Below are 21,138 nucleotides of genomic sequence, written 5' to 3' on the forward strand. Positions count from 1 at the left end.
CCGGGTGAGCGCCGGGACGAGGGGCACTGGCACCGGCCGGTCCGGACACATGCACCCGCCGTCGCGCCCGCCGGCACCGACACGTGCACCGGCCGTCCCCGACGCGTGCACCGACCGGCCCGGACATGTGCACCGGCCGGCCCGGACCGGCCGGCCCGGTGGAGAGAGCGGCGTGAGACCGCCGTGAGAGGGGTCGTCCCTACCGTGTCCCCGTCCCGACCGATGGCCCGAGCAGGAGGTGTGCGGGGTGGACACCACACAAACCGCCCGGCGCGTGGTAACCACGGCCGACTGGCGGCTGTCCGACGAGGTGCCGGAGCACGTGACCGCCAGCTGCCTCTACGACTCCGCCGCCTGGCTGCGCGCCTGGGAGGGCATCGGCATCGAGAAGCGCTCCCGGCACGCGTACGTGCACACCGACCCGGCGGACCCGGACGGCGCGTCGGTCCTCCCGCTCTACGCCGTCCACGAGTCGCCCTTCTGGGACGGATACGAGCGGCAGGTCGGCCTGGTGGGCCGGTTCGGCGACCCGGTGGTCTTCGCCGGCTCCCCGTACTCGATGTACGGCAAACGCGGGCACGTGCCCGCCGCGCTGGTGCGGGGCGCGTACGCCACCGCCATGGAATGGATCGCCTCCGGACCGGCCGAGCTGCTCGTCGTGCCCAACCTGACCGAGGAGGGCATGGCCGACTGGCTCGCGGTGGCCGGACCCCCGGTCGGCCGCGTCCTTCTCGAACGCACCTACAGCTGCGACCTCTCCGGCGACTTCGACGACCACATGAACCGCGTGACCAACAAGATCAGGCGGGATGTGCAGAGGCGGTTGCGCCGGGCCGACGAGCGCGGCCTGCGGATCCGGATGGTCGAGGGAGCGGAGGCGCACGCGCTGGTGCCCGCCGCGTACCCGCTGACCGTCGACACGAGCGACAAGAACGACTGGCCGGCCCTGTTCGACGAGGACTCACTGCACGGCATGCTGCGGGTGCCCGGTGCCATGCTGGTCGCCGCCGAGGTGGACGACCGCCTCGTCGGGGCCTTCTTCGCCTTCCGGCGCGGGTCGGAGGTGACCTTCATGTGCGGCGGTGTCGACTACGCCACGCTCCACGACCTGAGCACGTACGTGGCCCTCATGTACCGCAGCACCGAATGGGCGTACCGGCACGGCATGCGCCGGATCGAGTGGGGCCGCGACAACTACCGGTTCAAGGAGCGGCACGCCCTGACCGGCACCGATCTGTGGGCCCTGGTCTACGCCCCCGGACACCGCGGTGACCTCGAACCGGCGCTGGCCCACATGCACCAGGTGCTGTCCGCCTACATCAGGGGAGACTGACATGGGACCAGGCCGGCGCCGTATCGCGCTGCTTCTGGCAGCCGTCATCAGCGTCAACGCGTCCTACACGGTGATGATCCCGTTCGTGCCGGACCTGGAGCACCGGGTGGGGGCGGGGCCGGTCGTCGTCGCCCTGACCTTCGCCCTGTTCGCGGGGGCCAAGGCGCTGGCCCAGCCGGTCGGCGGATGGTGGGTCGACAGATGGCGCGCGGACCGGGTGGCGATGCTGTCCATGCTCACCGCCGCGGTCGGTATCGCGCTCACGGCCGTGGCCCGGGACAGCGTCACCCTGCTGGCCGCCCGGGTGTGCTGGGGCATCGGTGAGGGACTGGTCTCCCCGGCGCTCTACGCGGGCATGACGGCGCTGTGCCGCCGGCACGGGATCCCGACGAGCCGGATGATGGGGAACTTCGGGTCGGCCGCGGTCGCCGGGTTCCTCCTCGGGCCGCTGATCGCCGGAGTGGCCGTGCCCGTCGGCCTGACCGGCCTGTTCCTCGCGGGCGCGGTGATCACCGCGGCGACGGCCGTCGGACTCCTCCTGGCCATCCCCGGCCAGGAACCCGCGCAGGCTCCGGAAGAACCGGACGCCGCCGCCGCGCCGCACGCCCCCGCTGCCGGGCCCGCACCGGTCCGCTGGTGGGTGTGGGCCCTGCTGCTCGGCGGGCTCGACATGTTCACCTTCCTCGTCTACTCGGCCCTCGAACCGCTCCTGCCGGTCTACCTGAGCGCCGGAGCGCACACGTCGGCACGCACGGCGATCTCGGCGGTCTTCGTCGCCGGACTGGCCGTCTCGGGCCTGACGATGTGGCTGCTGGGCCGCTACACGCTGCCGCTGCGGACCCTCGCCGCGACCGGGCTCGGCCTGACGGCCGTCGGCCTGTGCGCCATGGCCGCCAGCGCGCACTTCGTGGCCGTCGGCGGAAGCTTCATGGTCTACATGTTCGGTTATGCGACGCTCTTCCTCACGGCCCGGCGCGGGATCGTCGAACTGAAGGCCGCAACGGCCCACGACGGCAAGGCCTTCGGTCTGTTCGGCCTGGTCTCCGACATCGGCAACGTCCTCGGCCCCGTTCTCGGCGTCGCCCTCTACGCGGCCACCGACCGCCTGGCGTTCCTCGTGCTGGGCGGCCTGAGCGGCCTGGTCCTGCTGGCCATCGCCGTGGCGGGCCGCAGCCGCGCCACCTTGCCGGGGGGCACCGCTCCCACCGGGCCCGGCGGTGCGGCACTGGAGGCGGGAGCAGTTCACGAGGCCGGCCGGGAGGCGGCGGTACCGGCCGCTGCCGCGGTCGAGGCCGACAGCCGCTGAGGGGTGAGGCACCACGGCGTCGGCGGTCTCCCCGACGCCGACGCCTCGGTCCCTTCCCCACCCGAACCGGCCTGACGGGCCCCGCCGATGGTGACGGCAGCCGCCTCCCGGCGGCCCTCTCCTCGGCCGTTGGGCCGAGCGGCGCGCCGATCCCGGCCCGTGCGCAGGTGACGTACGGTGGGCCCATGGCGCCGCCTCTGCCGGGCCCGCTGGCCCACCTGGCCCCGCTGCTCGGCCACTACGGCTACTGGGCCGTCGGGGCCGTCGTCTTCGTGGAGGACTTCGGCATTCCCGCCCCGGGCGAGACGGTCCTGATCGCGGCGGGGATCTACGCCGGGGCCGGGCGGCTGGACATCGTCGCCGTCGCGGTGCTCGCGTTCGCCGCGGCCGTCGCGGGGGACAACGTCGGCTACCTGATCGGGCGGACCGGCGGACGCGCCTTCGTCCACCGCTGGGGTCGCTATGTCCTCCTCACCCCCGAACGCTTCCACCGGGCCGAGGAGTTCTTCACCCGTAACGGCGCCAAGATCGTCGTCCTGGCCCGCTTCGTCGAGGGTCTGCGCCAGGCCAACGGCATCATCGCGGGCACCAGCGGCATGCCCTGGCGCCGCTTCCTCGTCTTCAACGCCCTCGGTGCCGCGCTCTGGGTCGGCCTGTGGGCCACTGCGGCCTACCTGGCCGGCAGCCACATCACCGCCCTCTACGACGAGATCACCCGCTACCAGCTCTACGCCCTGATCGCCCTCGGTGTCCTGGCCGCCGCGTTCACCGGCCGTCACCTGCTGCGGCGCCGGCACCGGAACTGAAACGGCCTGCGCCGCCGACGGCCGGCAGCCGCACCCGAACGCGCTCCGCTCCGGCACCGCGCCCGGCCCGCTTGCAACGCGCTTGCGTCCAGGCGGTCTCGCGGCCGTATCCTCCGCGTAATCGGCTTGCGCTTCTTGCGCTAGCCTTGCGTGTATGACACGACGACTTGCTCAGGTGGCCAAGAAGGTGGGGGTCAGCGAGGCCACGGTGAGCCGTGTCCTCAACGGCAAGCCCGGCGTCTCCGAGGCGACCCGGCAGGCCGTGCTGACGGCCCTCGACGTCCTCGGCTACGAGCGGCCGACGCAGTTGCGCGGCGAGCGCGCGCGGCTGGTCGGACTGGTGCTGCCGGAGCTGCAGAACCCGATCTTCCCGGCGTTCGCGGAGGTGATCGGGGGCGCCCTGGCGCAGCAGGGGCTGACGCCGGTGCTGTGCACCCAGACGCAGGGCGGCGTCTCCGAGGCGGACTACGTGGAGCTCCTGCTGCAACAGCAGGTCTCCGGCGTGGTGTTCGCGGGCGGCCTGTTCGCGCAGGCGGACGCGCCGCACGAGCACTACCGTCAGCTCGCCGAGCGCAACATCCCGGTCGTGCTGATCAACGCGTCCATCGAGGGGCTGGACTTCCCCTGTGTCTCGTGCGACGACGCCGTCGCCGTGGAACAGGCCTGGCGGCATCTGGCCTCGCTGGGCCACGAGCGGATCGGCCTCGTCCTCGGTCCCGGCGACCACGTCCCGTCGGGACGCAAGCTGCAGGCGGCCCGGGCCATGGCGCAGGCGGCCGGGTCCGCGCTGCCGGACGAATTCGTCGTACGCTCCATCTTCTCCCTGGAGGGCGGGCAGGCGGCCGCCTCGCGGCTGCTCGAGCGGGGCGTCACCGGGATCGTGTGCGCCAGCGACCCGCTGGCCCTCGGCGCGATCAGGGCGGTGCGCCGCCGCGGGCTGTCCGTGCCCGGGGACGTCTCGGTCGTCGGCTTCGACGACTCCGCCTTCATGAGCTGCACGGAGCCGCCGCTGTCGACCGTCCGCCAGCCCATCGAGGCGATGGGCCGGGCCGTGGTCGAGTTGCTGTGCGCCCAGATCCAGGGCACCCAGGCCCACCCCGGTGAGCTGCTGTTCGAGCCGGAACTGGTGGTCCGCGGCTCGACCGCCCAGGCACCCACGAGCTGATCCGAGGCCACCGTTCCACCGGCGCCGGCCCCCGGGACTTCCCCGGGGACCGGCGCCGGTGTCGTGTGCGCGGTCCGCCGGTGAGCGTGGCCCTCGCCCGCGGTCCCCGAATCCGGGCCCAGGGGAAGCGGAGCAAGATGTGGCTTCCGAGCCGTAGACGTTCACATGATCCTCTGCAACTCTCTGAGCCGTGAACGAAAAAAACTGACAGGAGCGAAAAGCAGACAACGGCTACGGGGAGAGATCGAGGACCGATGACAATCCGCAGAAGGAGATCACGGGCCCTGAGCACCGCGATCGTGACCAGTCTCCTGGCACTGGGCGGCCCGATGGCGGCCGCCCGGGCCGCCGGGGGACCGAACATCGCGCTGGGGGACACCGCCCAGGCGAGCAGTACGCACAGCGGGTACGCGGCGCCGAACATCACCGACGGCGACCAGGGCACGTACTGGGAGAGCGCCGGCTCTGACTTCCCCCAGTGGGTGCAGACCGACCTGGGCTCCACCGAGCGTGTCGACGAGGTCGTCCTGAAACTGCCCGCGGGCTGGGAGAGCCGCAACCAGACCCTCTCCGTGCAGGGCAGCGCCGACGGCACCAGCTTCAACACCCTGAAGAACAGCGCGACGTACACCTTCAGCCCGGCCTCCGCGAACACCGTGACGGTCGCGTTCCCGGCGACCCAGACCCGGTTCGTCCGGATCGCCGTCACCGCCAACACGGGCTGGCAGGCGGCGCAGCTCTCCGAGCTGGAGGTGCACGCCGCCTCCGGATCGTCGGCGAACCTCGCCGCGGGGCGCACCTTGACGGCCAGCTCCACCACCCAGGTCTACGCCGCCGGGAACGCCAACGACGGCAACCGGGCCACCTACTGGGAGAGCGCCGGCAACGCCTTTCCGCAGTGGCTGCAGGCGGATCTCGGGTCCTCCGTCCGGGTCGACCGCGTCGTGCTGCGGCTGCCGGCCGGCTGGGAGAGCCGCAGCCAGACCCTGAAGATCCAGGGCAGCACCGACGGCACCGGCTTCACGGACCTCACCGCTTCCCGCGCCTACGCCTTCGACCCGGCGAGCGGCAACGCGGCGACCCTCACCTTCGACGCGGCCACCACCCGCTATGTGCGGGTCCTGGTCACGGCCAACACCGTCCAGCCGGCCGCACAGATCTCCGAGCTGGAGATCTACGGTCCCGCCACCGGCGACACACAGGCGCCCACTGCCCCGTCCGGTCTCGCGCTCACCGAGCCGGCCACCGGGCAGATCCGTCTGACCTGGACCGCGGCCACCGACGACACGGGTGTGACCGGCTACGACATCTATGCCGACGGGACGCTGCTGAGCAGCGTCGGCGGAGCCGTCACCACGTTCACCGACACCCGGCCGGCCGGTGAGACCGTCTCCTACTACGTGCGGGCGAGGGACGCGGCCGGCAACCAGTCCGCCAACAGCAACACCGTCACCCGCAAGGGCGACACCGGCGACACACAGGCCCCGACCGCACCCGCGAACCTGGCCCTCACCGAGCCCGGCGACGGGAAGATCAAGCTGACCTGGACCGCCTCCTCGGACAACGTCGGCGTCACCACGTACGAGATCTACGCCGACAACGTCCTGCGCGCCAGTGTCGCGGGGGACGTCACCACGTTCACCGACACCCAGCCCGCGACGAGGACGGTGACCTACACCGTGCGGGCCGGGGACGCGGCGGGCAACCGGTCCGCGCCGAGCAACGGCGTCACCCGCAACGGCAGCGGCGGAGGCGGCTCGAACCTCGCCGTCGGCAAGCCGATCAGTGCCTCGTCCGTGGTGTACACCTACGTCGCCGGGAACGCCAACGACAACGACCTCGGCACCTACTGGGAAGGCGCGGGCGGCAGTTACCCCGACACACTCACCGTCAAGCTCGGCGCCAACGCCGATCTCGACCACCTGGTCCTCAAGCTCAACCCGGATGCCGCCTGGTCCAGGCGCACCCAGACCATCGAGGTGCTCGGACGCGAGCAGAGCGCCGACGGCTTCACCTCGCTGGTCGCGGCCAGGAGCTACACGTTCGACCCGGCCGACGGCAACACCGTCACCGTGCCCGTCTCCGCCCGCGTGGCCGACGTACAGCTGAAGGTCACCGCCAACTCCGGTGCTCCGGCGGGACAGTTGGCCGAGTTCCAGGTGATCGGAGTGCCGGCGCCCAACCCCGACCTCGAGGTCACCGGGCTGACCGTGTCGCCCGCCGCCCCCGTGGAGTCGGACGCCGTCAGTGTCGCGGCCACCGTGCGCAACAGCGGCCCGGTCGCCGCCCCGGCCAGCACCGTGGCCGTGCGGCTCGGCGGCACCAAGGTGGCCACCGCGCAGGTCGGTCCCCTCGCCGCCGGCGCCCAGACCACCGTCACCGCCTCGCTCGGGCAGCGTGACGCCGGCACCTACCAGCTCAGTGCCGTCGCCGACGACGGCGACAAGGTGATCGAGCAGAACGAGTCCAACAACACCTACACCAGTCCCACTGCCCTGGTCGTCAGGCCGGTGGAGAGCGCCGACCTGGTCGCTGCCTCGATGACCACCTCGCCGTCCAGCCCTGCGGCCGGGGACGCCGTCACCTTCAAGGTGGCCCTGAGGAACCAGGGCAACAAGGCGAGCGCGGCGGGCGGTCACGGCGTCACCCTCACCGTGACCGACGCCCAGGGGAACACGGTCAAGACCCTCACCGGCGCCTACAGCGGCTCACTCGCCGCCGGCGCCTCGGCGGACGTGGAACTCGGGCCGTGGACGGCGGCCAACGGCTCGTACACCGTGAAGACGGTGATCGCCGACGACGCGAACGAGGTGCCGGTCAAGCGCCAGAACAACACCTCCAGCCAGCCGCTGTTCGTCGGACGCGGCGCCCACATGCCGTACGACATGTACGAGGCGGAGGACGGCACGGTCGGCGGCGGGGCCACCGTCGTCGGGCCCAACCGGACCATCGGGGACGTCGCCGGTGAGGCCTCCGGCCGCAAGGCCGTCAGCCTGGACGCGACCGGTGAGTACGTCGAGTTCACCACGCGTGCGGCGACCAACACGCTGGTGACCCGCTTCTCGATCCCGGACGCGCCGGGCGGCGGCGGCATCGACTCCACGATCGACGTCTACGTCGACGGCGTCTTCAAGAAGGCGCTGCCGCTGACCTCCAAGTACGCCTGGCTGTACGGGGCGGAAGCCTCACCCGGCAACTCCCCGGGCGCCGGGGCGCCACGGCACATCTACGACGAGGCGCACATCCTGCTCGGCGAGACCGTGCCCAAGGGCAGCCGGATCCGGCTGCAGAAGGACGCCGCGAACACCTCGACGTACGCGATCGACTTCGTCAGCCTGGAACAGGCCACACCGGTCGCCAACCCCGACCCGGCCACGTACGTGGTGCCCACCGGCTTCACGCACCAGGCGGTGCAGGACGCCCTGGACAAGGTCCGCATGGACACCACGGGCAAGCTCGTCGGTGTCTATCTGCCGCCGGGGGACTACGAGACGTCGAGCAAGTTCCAGGTGTACGGCAAGGCCGTGCGGGTGGTCGGCGCCGGGCCGTGGTTCACGGCCTTCCACGCGCCCGCGTCGCAGGAGAACACGGACATCGGCTTCCGCGCGGACGCCTCGGCCAAGGGGTCGCTGTTCAAGGGCTTCGCCTACTTCGGCAACTACACCTCGCGCATCGACGGCCCCGGCAAGGTGTTCGACTTCTCAGGCGTGTCCGACATCGTCATCGACGACATCTGGAACGAGCACATGGTGTGCCTGTACTGGGGCGCCAACACCGACCGGATGACCATCAGCAACTCCCGGATACGGGACCTGTTCGCCGACGGCGTCAACATGACCAACGGCTCCACCGACAACCTCGTCACCAACAACGACGCGCGCGCCACCGGCGACGACAGCTTCGCGCTGTTCTCGGCCATCGACGCGGGCGGCGCGGACGAGAAGAACAACGTCTACGAGAACCTCTCCACCACCCTGACCTGGCGGGCGGCCGGTGTGGCCGTCTACGGCGGCTACAACAACACCTTCCGCAACATCTACATCGCGGACACCCTCGTCTACTCGGGAATCACCATCTCGTCGCTGGACTTCGGCTATCCGATGAACGGCTTCGGGACCGATCCGACGACCTTCGAGAACATCTCCGTCGTGCGGGCGGGCGGTCACTTCTGGGGCGGGCAGACCTTCCCGGGCATCTGGCTGTTCTCCGCGTCCAAGGTCTTCCAGGGGATCCGGGTGAACCATGTGGACATCGTCGATCCCACCTACAGCGGGATCATGTTCCAGACGCAGTACCTCAACGGACGGCCGGTGAACCCGATCAAGGACACCGTCTTCACCGACATCTCCGTCACGGGCGCGCGCAAGAGCGGTGACGCCTTCGACGCCAAGTCGGGCTTCGGTCTGTGGGCCAATGAGATGCCCGAGCCCGACCAGGGGCCGGCGGTCGGCGAAGTGACCTTCAACGGCCTGAAGTTGAGCGGCAACGCCGTGGACATACGCAACACCACCTCCACCTTCAAGATCAACGTCAATCCGTGACGTCCGGCGCCCGTGGGGCGCCACGCGGGAGCGGGAGGCCGGTGCGAGCTCGGTGCGAGCTTGCACCGGCCTGCCCGCGTGTCCGACAACAACGGAAGGCTGTCTTCCCTGATCTGTCGATGATTTACGAAAACTGCGCGAGATATTGCGTTCACTTGTCGCCGGTGGTTGAGTGTGCGACGCCCCGCCCAGCTCGGCCGAGCCTCACACCGCCCCAGCACGCATCGGCGACGGGGCCACCTCACCGTTCCTGCCCGAAGGGGACCACCCATGAGAACAGCCCGGTTCCGCCGTACCCGCCGCAGCGGCGCGGTCGTCGTCGTCTCCGCCCTCGCGCTCACCGCTCTCGCCGCCTGCGGCACGAGCAGCAGCGACAACGGCAGCGGCAACCCCGGCAGCGGGTCCTCCGACCCGGCCGCGCCGCTCGACCCGAAGACCAAGGTGACGATCACCATCGACTGCATGCCGCCGGCGGCCAAGGCGGCCGAGCTGAAGGAGTGGAAGGAGGACGTCGCCGCGTTCCACAGGATCTACCCGCACGTCACGATCGAGGGCCGTTCCACTCCGGGGCAGTGCCTGGAACCGCCGCGGTTCACCGCGATGCTCAAGGCCCGGTCACAGCCCGACGTGTTCTACACCTACTTCACCGACCTGCCGCAGGTGCTCGACAACGACGGCGCCGAGGACATCACCGCCTACGTCAACGACAAGACCGTGCCCGCGCTGAAGGACATCGACCCGGACGTGCTCGGCTCGCTCAAGCACGACGGCAAGCTCTACGGCCTGCCCACCAGCAACTACACGATGGGCCTGCTCATCAACCGCAAGCTGTTCCGGCAGGCCGGCCTCGACCCGGACAACCCGCCGCGCACCTGGGAGGAGGTCCGTACCGCCGCCAAGAAGATCGCCGGGCTCGGCAACGGCATCGCGGGGTACGGCGAGTACAGCGCGGCCAACACCGGTGGCTGGCACTTCACCGCGCAGATGTACAGCCGCGGCGGTGACGTCGTGGACACCAGCGGCAAGAAGGCCGCGTTCAACAACGAGATCGGCAAGCAGGTCGTGAGCAACCTCCACGCCATGCGCTGGGAGGACGACAGCATGGGCAAGACCCAGCTGCTGAAGTGGGGCGACCTGCAGAAGCAGATCGCCACCGACAAGCTCGGCATGTTCCTCGCCGCCCCCGACGACATCGCCTACATGGTCCAGCAACTCGGCGCGTCGTACGACAACTTCGGCATGGGGCCCATCCCCGGGGAGAGGAACACGCTCGCCGGCGGCAACAACTACATGATCAAGAAGGGGATCTCCGCCGACAAGATCAAGGCGGCCGTCGCCTGGCTGAACTACAAGAACCTCACCGTCGGCAAGGGCCAGTTCGACTGGGCCCGCACCAAGGCCGACCAGCTGCCCGTCGGTGTCCCGCAGCCCAACTTCTGGCTGGGGGAGTCCAAGAAGAAGGACGACGCCGCCCGGCTGGCCAACGCCACCATGCCGGTCGCCAACTTCAGGACCTTCATGGACAACCCGGTGCCCGGCAAGGCCGAACCGCCCAAGGCCCAGGAGCTCTACAAGGTCCTCGACAACGTGATGTCCGGCGTCCTCACCGACAAGGACGCCGACCTCGACAAGCTGCTGTCCACGGCCGAGGCACAGGTGAACCAGGTCCTGGCCCACCAGTGACCGCTCCGGCGGGGGAGAGGCCCGGCCCGCCCCCGCCCCGCACGGCGCCCACCGCGCGACGCCGCCGGCCGCCCGGCGAGATGCCGCCCCGCGACCCTGACGCCCGACCAGCACGCACCGAGGAGCGACGATGTCGGCCCCCAGCCTGACCCCGAGCAAGGCGGACCCCGCCCGCCGTCCCGCCCCGCCCCGCCGGGCGGGCCCCCCGTCCCGCCACGACCGGTTCGTCAGGAACCTGCGCCGCAACCTGACCGCGCACGGCTTCCTCATCGGGGCCGTCCTGTGCTTCGCGGTGTTCTCCTGGTACCCGATGATCCGGGAGTTCGTCCTCGCCTTCCAGAAGACCGAGGCGGGCCGGGTCAGCTGGGCCGGCCTGGACAACCTCACCACCGTCGTCAACGACCCGGCGTTCTGGCAGGCCTGGCGCAACACCGCGCTGTTCACCGTCCTCGCGCTGCTGCTCGGCTTCGCCGTCCCCTTCGTCGTCGCGATCGTCATCAACGAGTTCCGCCACGGCCAGGGCTACCTCAGACTGCTGGTCTACCTCCCGGTGATGCTGCCCCCCGTCGCCTCGGTGCTGCTCTTCAAGTACCTCTACGACCCGGGCTACGGTCTGCTCAACGAGGTGCTGCGGTTTCTGCACCTGCCCGAGCAGCAGTGGCTTCAGGACCCCGGCCTGTCGATGCCGTCCGTCGTCGTCGCCGCGACCTGGATGAACATGGGCGGCGCCGCGCTGATCTACCTCGCCGCGCTCCAGGGCATCCCCGGCGAACTGTACGAGGCGGCCGAACTCGACGGCGCCGGACTGCTGCGCAAGATCTGGCACGTCACCATCCCGCAGACCCGGCTCATCCTGTCGCTGATGCTGCTGATGCAGATCATCGCCACCATGCAGGTCTTCGTCGAGCCGTTCCTGCTCACCGGCGGCGCCGGACCCCAGGGCTCGACGACCACGGTCGTCTACCTCATCTACCAGTACGCCTTCAACTTCAACGACTACGGCGCCGCGGCGGCGCTCGGACTGCTCCTGCTCGTCCTGCTCGCCGGATTCTCCGCCGCCTACGCCAAGCTCAGCCGCGCCGACGACGAGTAGACCGGGGGAGACCGGCATGTCCACACGCACACTCATCTCACCGGCGCGGCTCGCCCGCCCCCGCGGCCGGATCGTCTACTGGACGGCCTTCACGGTGGTCGTCGCCGCCTTCACCCTGGTCTTCCTGGGGCCGCTGTACTGGATGATCTCCAGCGGCTTCAAGGACAGCCAGGAGGTGGTGCAGACCCCGCCGACCTGGGTGCCCAAGTCCTTCGCCCCGGACAACTACTCCCGCGCCTGGGAGGTCATGGACCTCTCCACCCTGCTGCTCAACACCCTCTACTACGCCTTCGGCGCCCTCGCCTTCCAGCTCGTCCTGGACGTCGCGGCCGCCTACTCGCTGTCGAAACTGCGGCCCGTCCTCGGCAAGGCGATCCTCGGCATGATGCTCGCCACGCTGATGATCCCGGCGACCGTGCTCGTCGTCCCCCAGTACCTGACCGTGCTCGACGTGCCCCTCGTGCAGCGCAACCTGCTGAACACACCCTGGGCGATCTGGCTGCCGTCCGTCACCAACGCCTTCAACATCTTCCTGCTGAAGCGGTTCTTCGACTCCATCCCCAAGGAACTCCTCGACGCCGCGGCCATCGACGGCGCCTCCCCGACGCGCGTCCTGTGGTCCATCGTGCTGCCGGTCTCCCGGCCCGTCCTCGGCGTGGTGTCCATCTTCGCGGTCGTCGGCATCTGGAAGGACTTCCTCTGGCCGATGCTCACCCTGCCCGACCCCTCCAAGCAGACCCTCAACGTCGGCATCTACTCCCTCTCCAACGGCGTCCCCGTGAACGTCCTGATCGCGGCGCTCACCATCGCCTCACTGCCGACGCTGCTGCTCTTCCTGGTCTTCCAGCGCAACATCATGAGCGGCCTGACGGCCGGCGGTCTCAAAGGCTGACGCGCCCGCGCGTCCCCGACCGCGCACACCCCCACGCCCGCACCTTCGCCGCACGCCCCGTACGCCCCGTACGCTTCCCAGCCTTCGCCGCCGGCCCGTCCGACGCCCCGCAGCTCCGGGCCGGCGGCGAAGCCCCACCCCTGCCCGAAAGGACCTCTCACGTGGCAGCCCCTCACTCGCGCCGCACCGACGCCTGGTGGCGAGACGCCGTCATCTACCAGGTGTACCCGCGCAGTTTCGCCGACGGCGACGGCGACGGCGTCGGAGACCTCGCGGGCGTCCGCGCGAGACTGTCCCACCTCGCCGAACTCGGCGTGGACGCCGTCTGGTTCACCCCGTGGTACGCCTCCCCGATGGTCGACGGCGGATACGACGTCGCCGACTACCGCGCCATCGACCCCGCCTTCGGCACCCTGGCGGAGGCGGAGAAGCTCATCGCCGAGGCCGCCGAGAAGGGCATCCGGGTGATCGTCGACATCGTGCCCAACCACGTCTCCGACCAGCACCCCTGGTTCCGCGCGGCCCTGGAGGCCGGACCCGGCAGCCCGGAACGGGAACTCTTCCACTTCCGGGCCGGCCGCGGCGCCCGGGGCGAACTCCCGCCCAACGACTGGCCCTCCCAGTTCTCCGGGCCCACCTGGACCCGCGTGCCCGACGGCGAGTGGTACCTCCACCTGTTCACCCCCGAACAGCCCGACCTCAACTGGGCGCACCCCGCCGTCCGCCAGGAGCACGAGGGCATCCTGCGCTTCTGGTTCGAACGCGGAGTGGCGGGCGTACGCATCGACTCCGCGGCCCTGCTCGTCAAGGATCCGGCCCTCGCCGACTTCACCGAGGGCGTCGACCCGCACCCCTACGTCGACCAGGACGAACTGCACGACATCTACCGCTCCTGGCGGGCCGTCGCCGACGAGTACGGCGCCGTGTTCGTCGGCGAGGTCTGGCTCCCCGACGCCGAACGCTTCGCCCGCTATCTGCGCCCCGACGAACTGCACACCGCCTTCAACTTCACCTTCCTCGCCTGCCCCTGGGACCCGGACCGGCTGCGGCGCTCGATCGACGACACGCTCGCCGAGCACGCCCCGGTCGGCGCCCCCGCCACCTGGGTGCTGTGCAACCACGACGTGACCCGCACCGTCACCCGCTACGGCCGCCGGGACACCGCCTTCGACTTCGCGACCAAGGCCTTCGGCACGCCCACCGACCTGGCACTCGGCACCCGGCGCGCCCGCGCGGCGGCCCTGCTGACCCTGGCCCTGCCCGGTTCCGTCTACCTCTACCAGGGCGAGGAACTGGGCCTGCCCGAGGCCGACGTGCCCCTCGACCGCATCCAGGACCCCATGCATTTCCGCTCCGGGGGCACCGACCCGGGGCGCGACGGCTGCCGCGTACCGCTGCCCTGGGAGGCCGGCACCCCCTACGCGGGCTTCGGCTCGCACGGTGAACCCTGGCTGCCGCAGCCCGCCGGCTGGGCCGCGTACGCCGTCGACCGGCAGAGCGGCGACCCGGACTCCATGCTCACCCTCTACCGGCAGGCGCTGGCCCTGCGCCGCTGCGAGGCCGGCTTCGGCGACGGCCCTCTGACCTGGCTCTCCGCCCCGGCCGGCGTCCTCGCCTTCGCCCGTCCGGGCGGCCTGCTCTGCGTGGTCAACCTGTCCGGGGCGCCGACGGACCTGCCGCCGCACACACGGCTGCTCCTGGCCAGCGGCCCCCTCACCGCGGACGGCAGGCTCCCCGCGGACACGGCGGTGTGGCTGCGGTCGCGGTGACGGTGAGCCGCTCGACACCGTCGCCGGTGATCTTCAACGGTGTCGGCGTGCAGCCGGTGCCGTATCGCCCGCAGGTCGGTGCGGGCGCGGAGCGGGCTCCAGGCCGTGGCCGGGCTCTCCCCGACGCGGCCTCGTGGACGACACCCCGGTGACGCAGCCCGCCGCGCGGGGCACTGCCGGCGGGTGCGGGGCCGGCTGGAAGCGTGTCGTCGAGGGCGGCCGGACGTACGTCGGCGGGGCCGGCCGGAAGCGCCGGCGCGGCGGCGGCCCCGCCGGTCAGGCCGAGGAAGCGTGCCCCGCTGATCCCGTGGTTCGTCATGACACCTCGCATCGACTAGCCCCGGCTGAAGGGGAGCCGGGTGGTCAGCCAGGTGACCAGGGCCGACGGATTGCGGCTCTGCGTCCACAGCCGCCCGGGCCCGGTGAACTCGAAGACCAGACCCTCGCCGGACTTCAGGGTCTGCATCAGCCCCTGGGTCACCTTGCGCGTGCGGTACGACAGCCCGTCCTCGAAGGCGACCAGGTGACCGGAGTCCAGCACCAGCGTCTCGCCGGGGCCCAGCTCGACGCGGTCCAGGGCGCCGTAGCAGGCGGCGGCCACCCGTCCGCTCCCCTCGGCCCGCACCAGGAAGCCGCCCTCGCCCCCGGCGAGGTTCTTGAACCCGCCCCACTTGGTGTCGAGGCCGATCCCGTCGGAGGCGCACAGCCAGGCGCCGCGGGCGAGAGCGACCCCGCCGTCGACGTCGATGGCGGTCACGTCGCCCGGCAGCCGCGCGGCGAGATCCACCCAGCCGCCGCCGGTGTCCGCGGTGAACCGGGTGACGAACAGCGACTCTCCGCCGAGGACGCTGCGCTTGAGCCCCTTGAGGAGCCCACCCTCCGCCATGGCGGAGACGGCGATCCCGCCGGAGGTCGCCATCATGGCCCCGGATTCGGCCCGCACCGACTCACCGGCGGCCAGGCGCACCCGCGCCACGGTGAACGAGGGACTGTGCCGTACGTCGATATCCATGCCGGCCACGCTAGGGAAGGCGGGGCCGGCGCCGCGTCGGCCGAAGGTAGCCGGGTGTCCGACCATCGGATATCCCCCGGGACCGCCCGGGCGACTTTCCTCCGGCCGCCGGCCGGCTACTTGGCGGCCCAGTAGCCCAGGTCGTTGACGCCCAGGGCGTCCGCCTGCTGCAGCGCCAGCGGGGAGCCCAGCAGGTCGGGCGGCAGATAGCCGGAGCGGACGCCCAGCTCCCAGCCGTGCACCTGGACCGCGAGGACGGCCGGGGCGAGCACGCCGAGCGGGAGGAGCGTCGCGGGGGCGGGATCGGCGCCCACGCCCTGCCGGTGTGCGACGAGCCGGCCGGCGAGCACCTCCTCGAAGCGGTCCTGGTCGTCGTCGAGGAGCGTCCGCAGCAGACGCTGGTCGGGCGTCAGGACACCCGCCGCGTCCAGGCCCCGGGCGGCTTCGGCGCGTGTGTCGTCGTCCGGCTTGCACAGCGGCACGGTCGGCCAGTCCCGCGGCAGCTGCCCCTCCGCCTCGGTCAGGTAGCCGCACAGGGCGTCCATGGCCGCGAGATCCGCCGCGTCGGACACGGGGGTGAACCGCGCGGACGGCACCCCGTCACGCACCGCCGGCGCGTAGTCGCCGCGCAGGAGCAGGCCGATCACCCGCTGCCAGTCCCACACCAGACCGCTGACCAGGGCCAACTGGAAGGCGTCCAGCCAGGTCCTGGCCGTGGGGGCGTCGTCGACCATCTCGCCGAAGGCGATGTCCTCGCTGGTCAGCTCCTCCTCGACGAGCGGGAAGGAGACCTCTTGATCCCCGTCGGGGAAACACCCGATGCTCAGCGCGCCCAGCGCACACTCCGCCGCGGTCCGCAGAGCGAGGAGCGACGTCTCGTCGAGCATGGGCTCACCCACCGTCCGGGCGGCGACGTGCTCGACGAGTTCGTCGCCCATCTCGCGCAGTCGCCGCGGGGACGCGTCGTCGTACCGCAGCCCGTGCAGGCGCCCCCTGGCCCGCCTGCGGATGTCCTCGAGTGCCTCGGCCAGACGCCGGTCGCTGACGTCGTGGCGCGTCACTTCCCGCACGGGTGCCGCCTTTCGTGATCTTGTCGACAGGGCCTGGCACGCTATCAGTGGCCGCCGACATCGCCCCAGGTCGTGACGGCACCGGTACCGACGCACCGTGACTGTGCACGGCGGAGGTGACGGCCCGAGGGCCGCCGGAGATGACGGCCCGAGGGCCGGACATCGCGACCGCCGCCGCGATCGCCGGCACGGTGACCGGTGGGGACCACCCCTTTGCCCCGCGTGCTCGCAGCGAGCGGCGCGGAGTGAACCACGCCATGACCCCGGAGTGAAACAAACCACTGGGTGACACCCTTAGCCCAGACCCGTCGGGCGGGTAGGTTCCTACGACCTGCTCCACGGGGAACACGGCTCGTGGACAGCCTTTTGATCGCGGATACCCGTCCCTCCTGCGAGGAGAGAACACGAGACATGTCTGCCCATGAACCCGCGCACCACCCACCGCAGCGCCTCGGCGTCGTCGCCGAGTCCGCCTCCGGGGAGACGCGTGTCGCGGCGACCCCCGCCACGGTGCGTCAGCTGCTCGGCCTCGGCTACGAGGTCGTGGTGGAGCCCGAGGCCGGCGCCGCGTCCGGCTTCAGCGACCAGGCCTACCGCGAGGCGGGCGCCGAGATCGGCGAGGCCTGGACCGCGGACGTCGTGCTGAAGGTGAACGCCCCTTCCGACGCGGAGATCGCCCGGCTGCGGCGGGGCGCGAGCCTGGTCGCCCTGCTGGCCCCGGCGCAGCGGCCCGAGCTGCTCGGGACGCTCGCCGAGGCCGGCATCACCGCGCTGGCGCTGGACGCGGTGCCGCGCATCTCGCGGGCCCAGTCGATGGACGTGCTGTCGTCGATGGCGAACATCGCCGGCTACCGGTCGGTCATCGAGGCCGCGCATGTCTTCGGCCGGTTCTTCACCGGCCAGGTCACCGCGGCGGGCAAGGTGCCGCCGGCGAAGGTGCTCGTCGCGGGCGCGGGCGTCGCGGGTCTCGCGGCGATCGGCGCCGCCTCCAGCCTCGGCGCCGTCGTGCGCGCCACCGACCCGCGGCCCGAGGTCGCGGACCAGGTGAAGTCGCTGGGCGGCGAGTACCTCCCGGTGGACGTCGTCCAGGAGGCGAGCACCGACGGGTACGCCAAGGCGACCACGGCCGACTACGACCGCGCCGCCGCCGAGCTCTACCACGAGCAGGCGAAGGACGTGGACATCGTGATCACCACCGCGCTGATCCCGGGCCGTCCCGCGCCCCGCCTGCTGACCGCCCGGGACGTGGCCGCGATGAAGCCGGGCAGCGTGATCGTCGACATGGCCGCCGCCCAGGGCGGCAACGTCGAGGGCACGGTCGCCGGCCGGGCGGTGGTCACCGACAACGGCGTCACCATCATCGGCTACACCGACCTCGCCTCCCGGCTCCCGGCCCAGGCCTCGCAGCTGTTCGGCACCAACCTGGTGAACCTGGTCAAGCTGCTCACGCCCGGCAAGGACGGACAGCTCACGATCGACTTCGACGACGTCGTCCAGCGGGCCGTGACGGTGGTGCGCGACGGTGACGTCACCTGGCCGCCGCCGCCCGTCGCGGTCTCCGCCGCGCCCGCCGCGCAGACCCCGGCCCCCAGGCCGGAGCCCGAGCCGAAACGGACGCGACTGACCCCTGCGGGACGCTTCACCCTGATCGGGCTCGGCATGCTCGCGATGTTCCTGCTGGTCGCCTTCGCGCCCGCCCAACTCGCCGGGAACTTCACCGTGTTCGCGCTGGCGGTCGTGATCGGCTACTACGTCATCGGCAAGGTGCACCACGCGCTGCACACGCCGCTGATGTCGGTGACCAACGCGATCTCCGGCATCGTCGTGATCGGTGCCCTGCTCCAGATCGGGCACGAGAGCACGCTCGTCACCGCGCTGTCGGTCGTCGCGATCCTGCTGACGAGCGTCAACGTCTTCGGCGGTTTCGCCGTCACCCGCCGCATGCTGTCCATGTTCTCGAAAGGCTGAGCCGAGATGACCTCCCTGACAGCCTCCCACGCTGCCGATCTGGTCGCCGCGCTGCTGTTCATCCTGAGCCTGGCCGGCCTGTCCCAGCACCGCACCTCCCGCGCCGGTGTCGTCTACGGCATCGCCGGCATGGCTCTCGCGCTGGTCGCCACCGTCGTGGTCGCCGCGCAGAGCATCACCGCCGGAGCGGTCGCGCTGATCGTGGTGGCGATGGCACTCGGCGCCGCGATCGGCCTGTGGCGGGCCCGCCGCGTCGAGATGACGCAGATGCCGGAACTGATCGCCGTCCTGCACAGCTTCGTCGGCCTCGCCGCCGTACTGGTCGGCTGGAACAGCTACCTCGAGGTGGAGGCGCACGGCAGCGAGCAGACCCGGATCGGGGCGGACCTGCTGGGCATCCACCACGCCGAGGTGTTCATCGGCATCTTCATCGGCGCCGTCACCTTCACCGGCTCGATCGTCGCGTTCCTCAAGCTGTCGGCGCGCATCAAGTCCCGGCCGCTGATGCTGCCCGGCAAGAACGCGCTCAACATCGGTGCGCTCGTCGCGTTCGTCGCTCTGACCGTGTGGTTCACGGTTCGGCCGGACCTGGCGCTGATGATCGCGGTGACCGTGCTGGCGCTGGCGCTCGGCTGGCACCTGGTCGCCTCGATCGGCGGCGGCGACATGCCCGTCGTCGTCTCCATGCTGAACAGCTACTCCGGCTGGGCGGCTGCCGCGGCCGGCTTCCTGCTCGACAACAACCTGCTGATCGTCACCGGCGCGCTGGTCGGCTCCTCGGGTGCCTACCTGTCGTACATCATGTGCAAGGCGATGAACCGGTCCTTCCTCTCCGTCATCGCGGGCGGTTTCGGGATCGAGGCGCCCTCCGGCGGTGACGAGGAGCAGGGTGAGCACCGCGAGGTACGGGCCGCGGAGGCGGCCGAGATGCTCGCCCACGCGAGCTCGGTCATCATCACCCCCGGCTACGGCATGGCCGTCGCGCAGGCCCAGCATCCCGTCGCGGAACTGACCCGCCGGCTGCGCGAGCGGGGGGTCGAGGTCCGCTTCGGCGTGCACCCGGTGGCCGGTCGCCTGCCGGGGCACATGAACGTGCTGCTGGCCGAGGCGAAGGTGCCGTACGACATCGTCCTGGAGATGGACGAGATCAACGACGACTTCGCCGGCACCTCGGTCGTCCTGGTCATCGGGGCGAACGACACCGTCAACCCCGCCGCCACCGAGGACCCGTCGAGCCCGATCGCCGGCATGCCGGTGCTGCGGGTCTGGGAGGCCGAGCAGGTCATCGTGTTCAAGCGCTCCATGGCCTCCGGCTACGCGGGCGTGCAGAACCCGCTGTTCTTCCGCGAGAACAGCAGCATGCTCTTCGGCGACGCCAAGGAGAGCGTCGAGGAGATCCTGCACGCGCTGGGCACCGACGACCGCAACCCCGGGCCACGCGAGGCGACGACGGCCGGCCGCTGACCCCGCCGCACCCACCCGGTGCGCGGGCGGTCGGCGCCGGCGGGCTGATCCCCCCCGTTCGTCCGCCGGCGCCGACCGTCCGGCGATGACACGGACCGCTCGCCGATGCGCCCCGCCCCCGGTGCGGAAGGCGAGCGGTCCCGACGCCTATCGTGCGGCTCAGGGCTCCTCCTCCCGGGCGGCCCGGAGGAGGAGCCGCATGGCCGGTATCCAGGAACTGCTGGACGAGCTTCGGGGGCTTCCCTCCGGCTCCCCGAGGACCGCGCACGAACTCACCGAAACGGTGGGAAGGATCAAAAGCGCCGCCGGTCGCTGGTCCGACGTCCTGGACGACGTACGGCGGTGGTCGGCGGCGCACGCGGGCCCGCGGGCGGCGGCCGCCCTGGAGATCGCCTTCCGCAAGGCCGAGGAATGCTTCGTCGAGCTGGAGATCGCCCACCAGGACCTCGAGCTCACCGAGGACGGACCCTGACCCGCGGCCTCGGTGACGCGGGCCCGCCCGCGCGACCCGCCGTCTGGTCCGAGATCGCGGCGCTGCGTACACTCGCCGCAGCAGCGCGGCCCAGCGGGGCCCTTGGGGGGTGCGGGAATTGGGTGCCGACGCCGTTCCCCGGCGTGAGGTGGTCACCGGTGAGCCGGTCGCGCCCCGCGGTGGGCGCCCGCGTCCGCACCCCGGGCCGGCCGTCGGGAGCGACGCCGGAGCCCCCGACGACGTCCCCCCGGTCCGGGCGCTGGTGCGCAGACAGGCCAGGCTCGCCCTCGGCGCGGTCGTGCTGCTCGTCGCCCTGCTCGGGCCGCTGCCCCTGATCCTGCGCCGGATGCCGTCGCTCGACGCGCAGGGGCATGTCCCCCTCGTGGTGTGGCTCGCCCTCGGAGTGGTGCCCTATCCGGTCCTGCTGTGCATCGGACGCTGGTACGTGCGCCGGGCGGAACGCCACGAGAACGAGTACGTCGCGTCCGCGCGGTCCAGGGAACCGTGACCTCGTCCGGGCCGCGCCGCTGCCGGCCGGGCGGATGCGCGAGACCCCGGCATGAG

General features: G+C 71.5%; 15 protein-coding genes. 13 read left to right on the forward strand and 2 right to left on the reverse strand.

All coding sequences use genetic code 11. From position 1 onward, the window contains the following. The first annotated feature begins 274 nt into the window (after positions 1-274). The 9 genes from AB0E88_RS31490 (at position 275) to AB0E88_RS31530 (ending at position 14,588) form a co-directional block, all read left to right on the forward strand. Positions 275-1,333, forward strand: a complete 1,059-nt coding sequence (locus AB0E88_RS31490) for a GNAT family N-acetyltransferase (RefSeq protein ID WP_361637734.1) — start codon at positions 275-277, stop codon at positions 1,331-1,333. 1 nt (position 1,334) lies between these two features. Further along, the gene (locus AB0E88_RS31495) at positions 1,335-2,639 is read left to right on the forward strand and encodes an MFS transporter (protein ID WP_361637736.1); all 1,305 of its coding nucleotides are present in this window, start codon (positions 1,335-1,337) and stop codon (positions 2,637-2,639) included. A 185-nt stretch (positions 2,640-2,824) separates the two neighbouring features. Then, positions 2,825-3,445, forward strand: coding sequence for a DedA family protein (locus AB0E88_RS31500; RefSeq protein ID WP_361637738.1), 621 nt, complete (start codon positions 2,825-2,827; stop codon positions 3,443-3,445). A gap of 154 nt (positions 3,446-3,599) precedes the next feature. Beyond that, on the forward strand, positions 3,600-4,610 hold the full coding sequence (locus AB0E88_RS31505) for a LacI family DNA-binding transcriptional regulator (protein ID WP_361637740.1): 1,011 nt from the start codon (positions 3,600-3,602) through the stop codon (positions 4,608-4,610). Between the two features lie 254 nt (positions 4,611-4,864). Beyond that, a complete protein-coding gene (locus AB0E88_RS31510; RefSeq protein WP_361637742.1) occupies positions 4,865-9,151 on the forward strand; it encodes a discoidin domain-containing protein in 4,287 nt (1,428 codons plus the stop codon). 270 nt (positions 9,152-9,421) lie between these two features. Then, positions 9,422-10,834, forward strand: a complete 1,413-nt coding sequence (locus tag AB0E88_RS31515; RefSeq protein WP_361637744.1) for an extracellular solute-binding protein — start codon at positions 9,422-9,424, stop codon at positions 10,832-10,834. 130 nt (positions 10,835-10,964) lie between these two features. Further along, positions 10,965-11,927, forward strand: a complete 963-nt coding sequence (locus AB0E88_RS31520) for a sugar ABC transporter permease (RefSeq protein ID WP_361637746.1) — start codon at positions 10,965-10,967, stop codon at positions 11,925-11,927. A 16-nt stretch (positions 11,928-11,943) separates the two neighbouring features. After that, a complete protein-coding gene (locus AB0E88_RS31525) occupies positions 11,944-12,819 on the forward strand; it encodes a carbohydrate ABC transporter permease (RefSeq protein WP_361637747.1) in 876 nt (291 codons plus the stop codon). 161 nt (positions 12,820-12,980) lie between these two features. Further along, the gene (locus AB0E88_RS31530; RefSeq protein ID WP_361637749.1) at positions 12,981-14,588 is read left to right on the forward strand and encodes a glycoside hydrolase family 13 protein; all 1,608 of its coding nucleotides are present in this window, start codon (positions 12,981-12,983) and stop codon (positions 14,586-14,588) included. A gap of 334 nt (positions 14,589-14,922) precedes the next feature. On the opposite strand, the gene AB0E88_RS31535 is transcribed toward AB0E88_RS31530, so the two are convergent. Then, positions 14,923-15,600, reverse strand: a complete 678-nt coding sequence (locus AB0E88_RS31535) for a TIGR00266 family protein (protein ID WP_361637751.1) — start codon at positions 15,598-15,600, stop codon at positions 14,923-14,925. A gap of 116 nt (positions 15,601-15,716) precedes the next feature. After that, the gene (locus AB0E88_RS31540) at positions 15,717-16,670 is read right to left on the reverse strand and encodes an immunity 49 family protein (RefSeq protein ID WP_361637753.1); all 954 of its coding nucleotides are present in this window, start codon (positions 16,668-16,670) and stop codon (positions 15,717-15,719) included. Positions 16,671-17,081: 411 nt separating this feature from the next. On the opposite strand from AB0E88_RS31540, the gene AB0E88_RS31545 reads away from it, so the two are divergent. The 4 genes from AB0E88_RS31545 (at position 17,082) to AB0E88_RS31560 (ending at position 21,082) form a co-directional block, all read left to right on the forward strand. Next, positions 17,082-18,638 (forward strand): Re/Si-specific NAD(P)(+) transhydrogenase subunit alpha, encoded by a 1,557-nt coding sequence (locus tag AB0E88_RS31545; protein WP_361637755.1) that lies wholly within the window; start codon positions 17,082-17,084, stop codon positions 18,636-18,638. Positions 18,639-18,644: 6 nt separating this feature from the next. Next, a complete protein-coding gene (pntB, locus tag AB0E88_RS31550) occupies positions 18,645-20,102 on the forward strand; it encodes a Re/Si-specific NAD(P)(+) transhydrogenase subunit beta (protein ID WP_361637757.1) in 1,458 nt (485 codons plus the stop codon). Positions 20,103-20,301: 199 nt separating this feature from the next. Continuing rightward, on the forward strand, positions 20,302-20,574 hold the full coding sequence (locus tag AB0E88_RS31555; RefSeq protein WP_361637759.1) for a hypothetical protein: 273 nt from the start codon (positions 20,302-20,304) through the stop codon (positions 20,572-20,574). Between the two features lie 118 nt (positions 20,575-20,692). After that, the gene (locus AB0E88_RS31560; RefSeq protein WP_361637761.1) at positions 20,693-21,082 is read left to right on the forward strand and encodes a hypothetical protein; all 390 of its coding nucleotides are present in this window, start codon (positions 20,693-20,695) and stop codon (positions 21,080-21,082) included. Positions 21,083-21,138 lie beyond the last annotated feature (56 nt).

It is taken from the genome of Streptomyces sp. NPDC028635 (genome assembly GCF_040637635.1).
Lineage (GTDB): Bacteria > Actinomycetota > Actinomycetes > Streptomycetales > Streptomycetaceae > Streptomyces.

Excerpts from the sequence above, each read along its gene's own strand:
- AB0E88_RS31555 (WP_361637759.1), top strand. The coding sequence starts at position 20,302 with ATGGCCGGTATCCAGGAACTGCTGGACGAGCTTCGGGGGCTTCCCTCC.
- AB0E88_RS31505 (WP_361637740.1), top strand. The coding sequence starts at position 3,600 with ATGACACGACGACTTGCTCAGGTGGCCAAGAAGGTGGGGGTCAGCGAG.
- AB0E88_RS31510 (WP_361637742.1), top strand. The coding sequence starts at position 4,865 with ATGACAATCCGCAGAAGGAGATCACGGGCCCTGAGCACCGCGATCGTG.
- AB0E88_RS31495 (WP_361637736.1), top strand. The coding sequence starts at position 1,335 with ATGGGACCAGGCCGGCGCCGTATCGCGCTGCTTCTGGCAGCCGTCATC.
- AB0E88_RS31520 (WP_361637746.1), top strand. The coding sequence starts at position 10,965 with ATGTCGGCCCCCAGCCTGACCCCGAGCAAGGCGGACCCCGCCCGCCGT.
- AB0E88_RS31535 (WP_361637751.1), bottom strand. The coding sequence starts at position 15,600 with ATGGATATCGACGTACGGCACAGTCCCTCGTTCACCGTGGCGCGGGTG.
- pntB (WP_361637757.1), top strand. The coding sequence starts at position 18,645 with ATGACCTCCCTGACAGCCTCCCACGCTGCCGATCTGGTCGCCGCGCTG.
- AB0E88_RS31515 (WP_361637744.1), top strand. The coding sequence starts at position 9,422 with ATGAGAACAGCCCGGTTCCGCCGTACCCGCCGCAGCGGCGCGGTCGTC.
- AB0E88_RS31500 (WP_361637738.1), top strand. The coding sequence starts at position 2,825 with ATGGCGCCGCCTCTGCCGGGCCCGCTGGCCCACCTGGCCCCGCTGCTC.
- AB0E88_RS31525 (WP_361637747.1), top strand. The coding sequence starts at position 11,944 with ATGTCCACACGCACACTCATCTCACCGGCGCGGCTCGCCCGCCCCCGC.
- AB0E88_RS31545 (WP_361637755.1), top strand. The coding sequence starts at position 17,082 with ATGTCTGCCCATGAACCCGCGCACCACCCACCGCAGCGCCTCGGCGTC.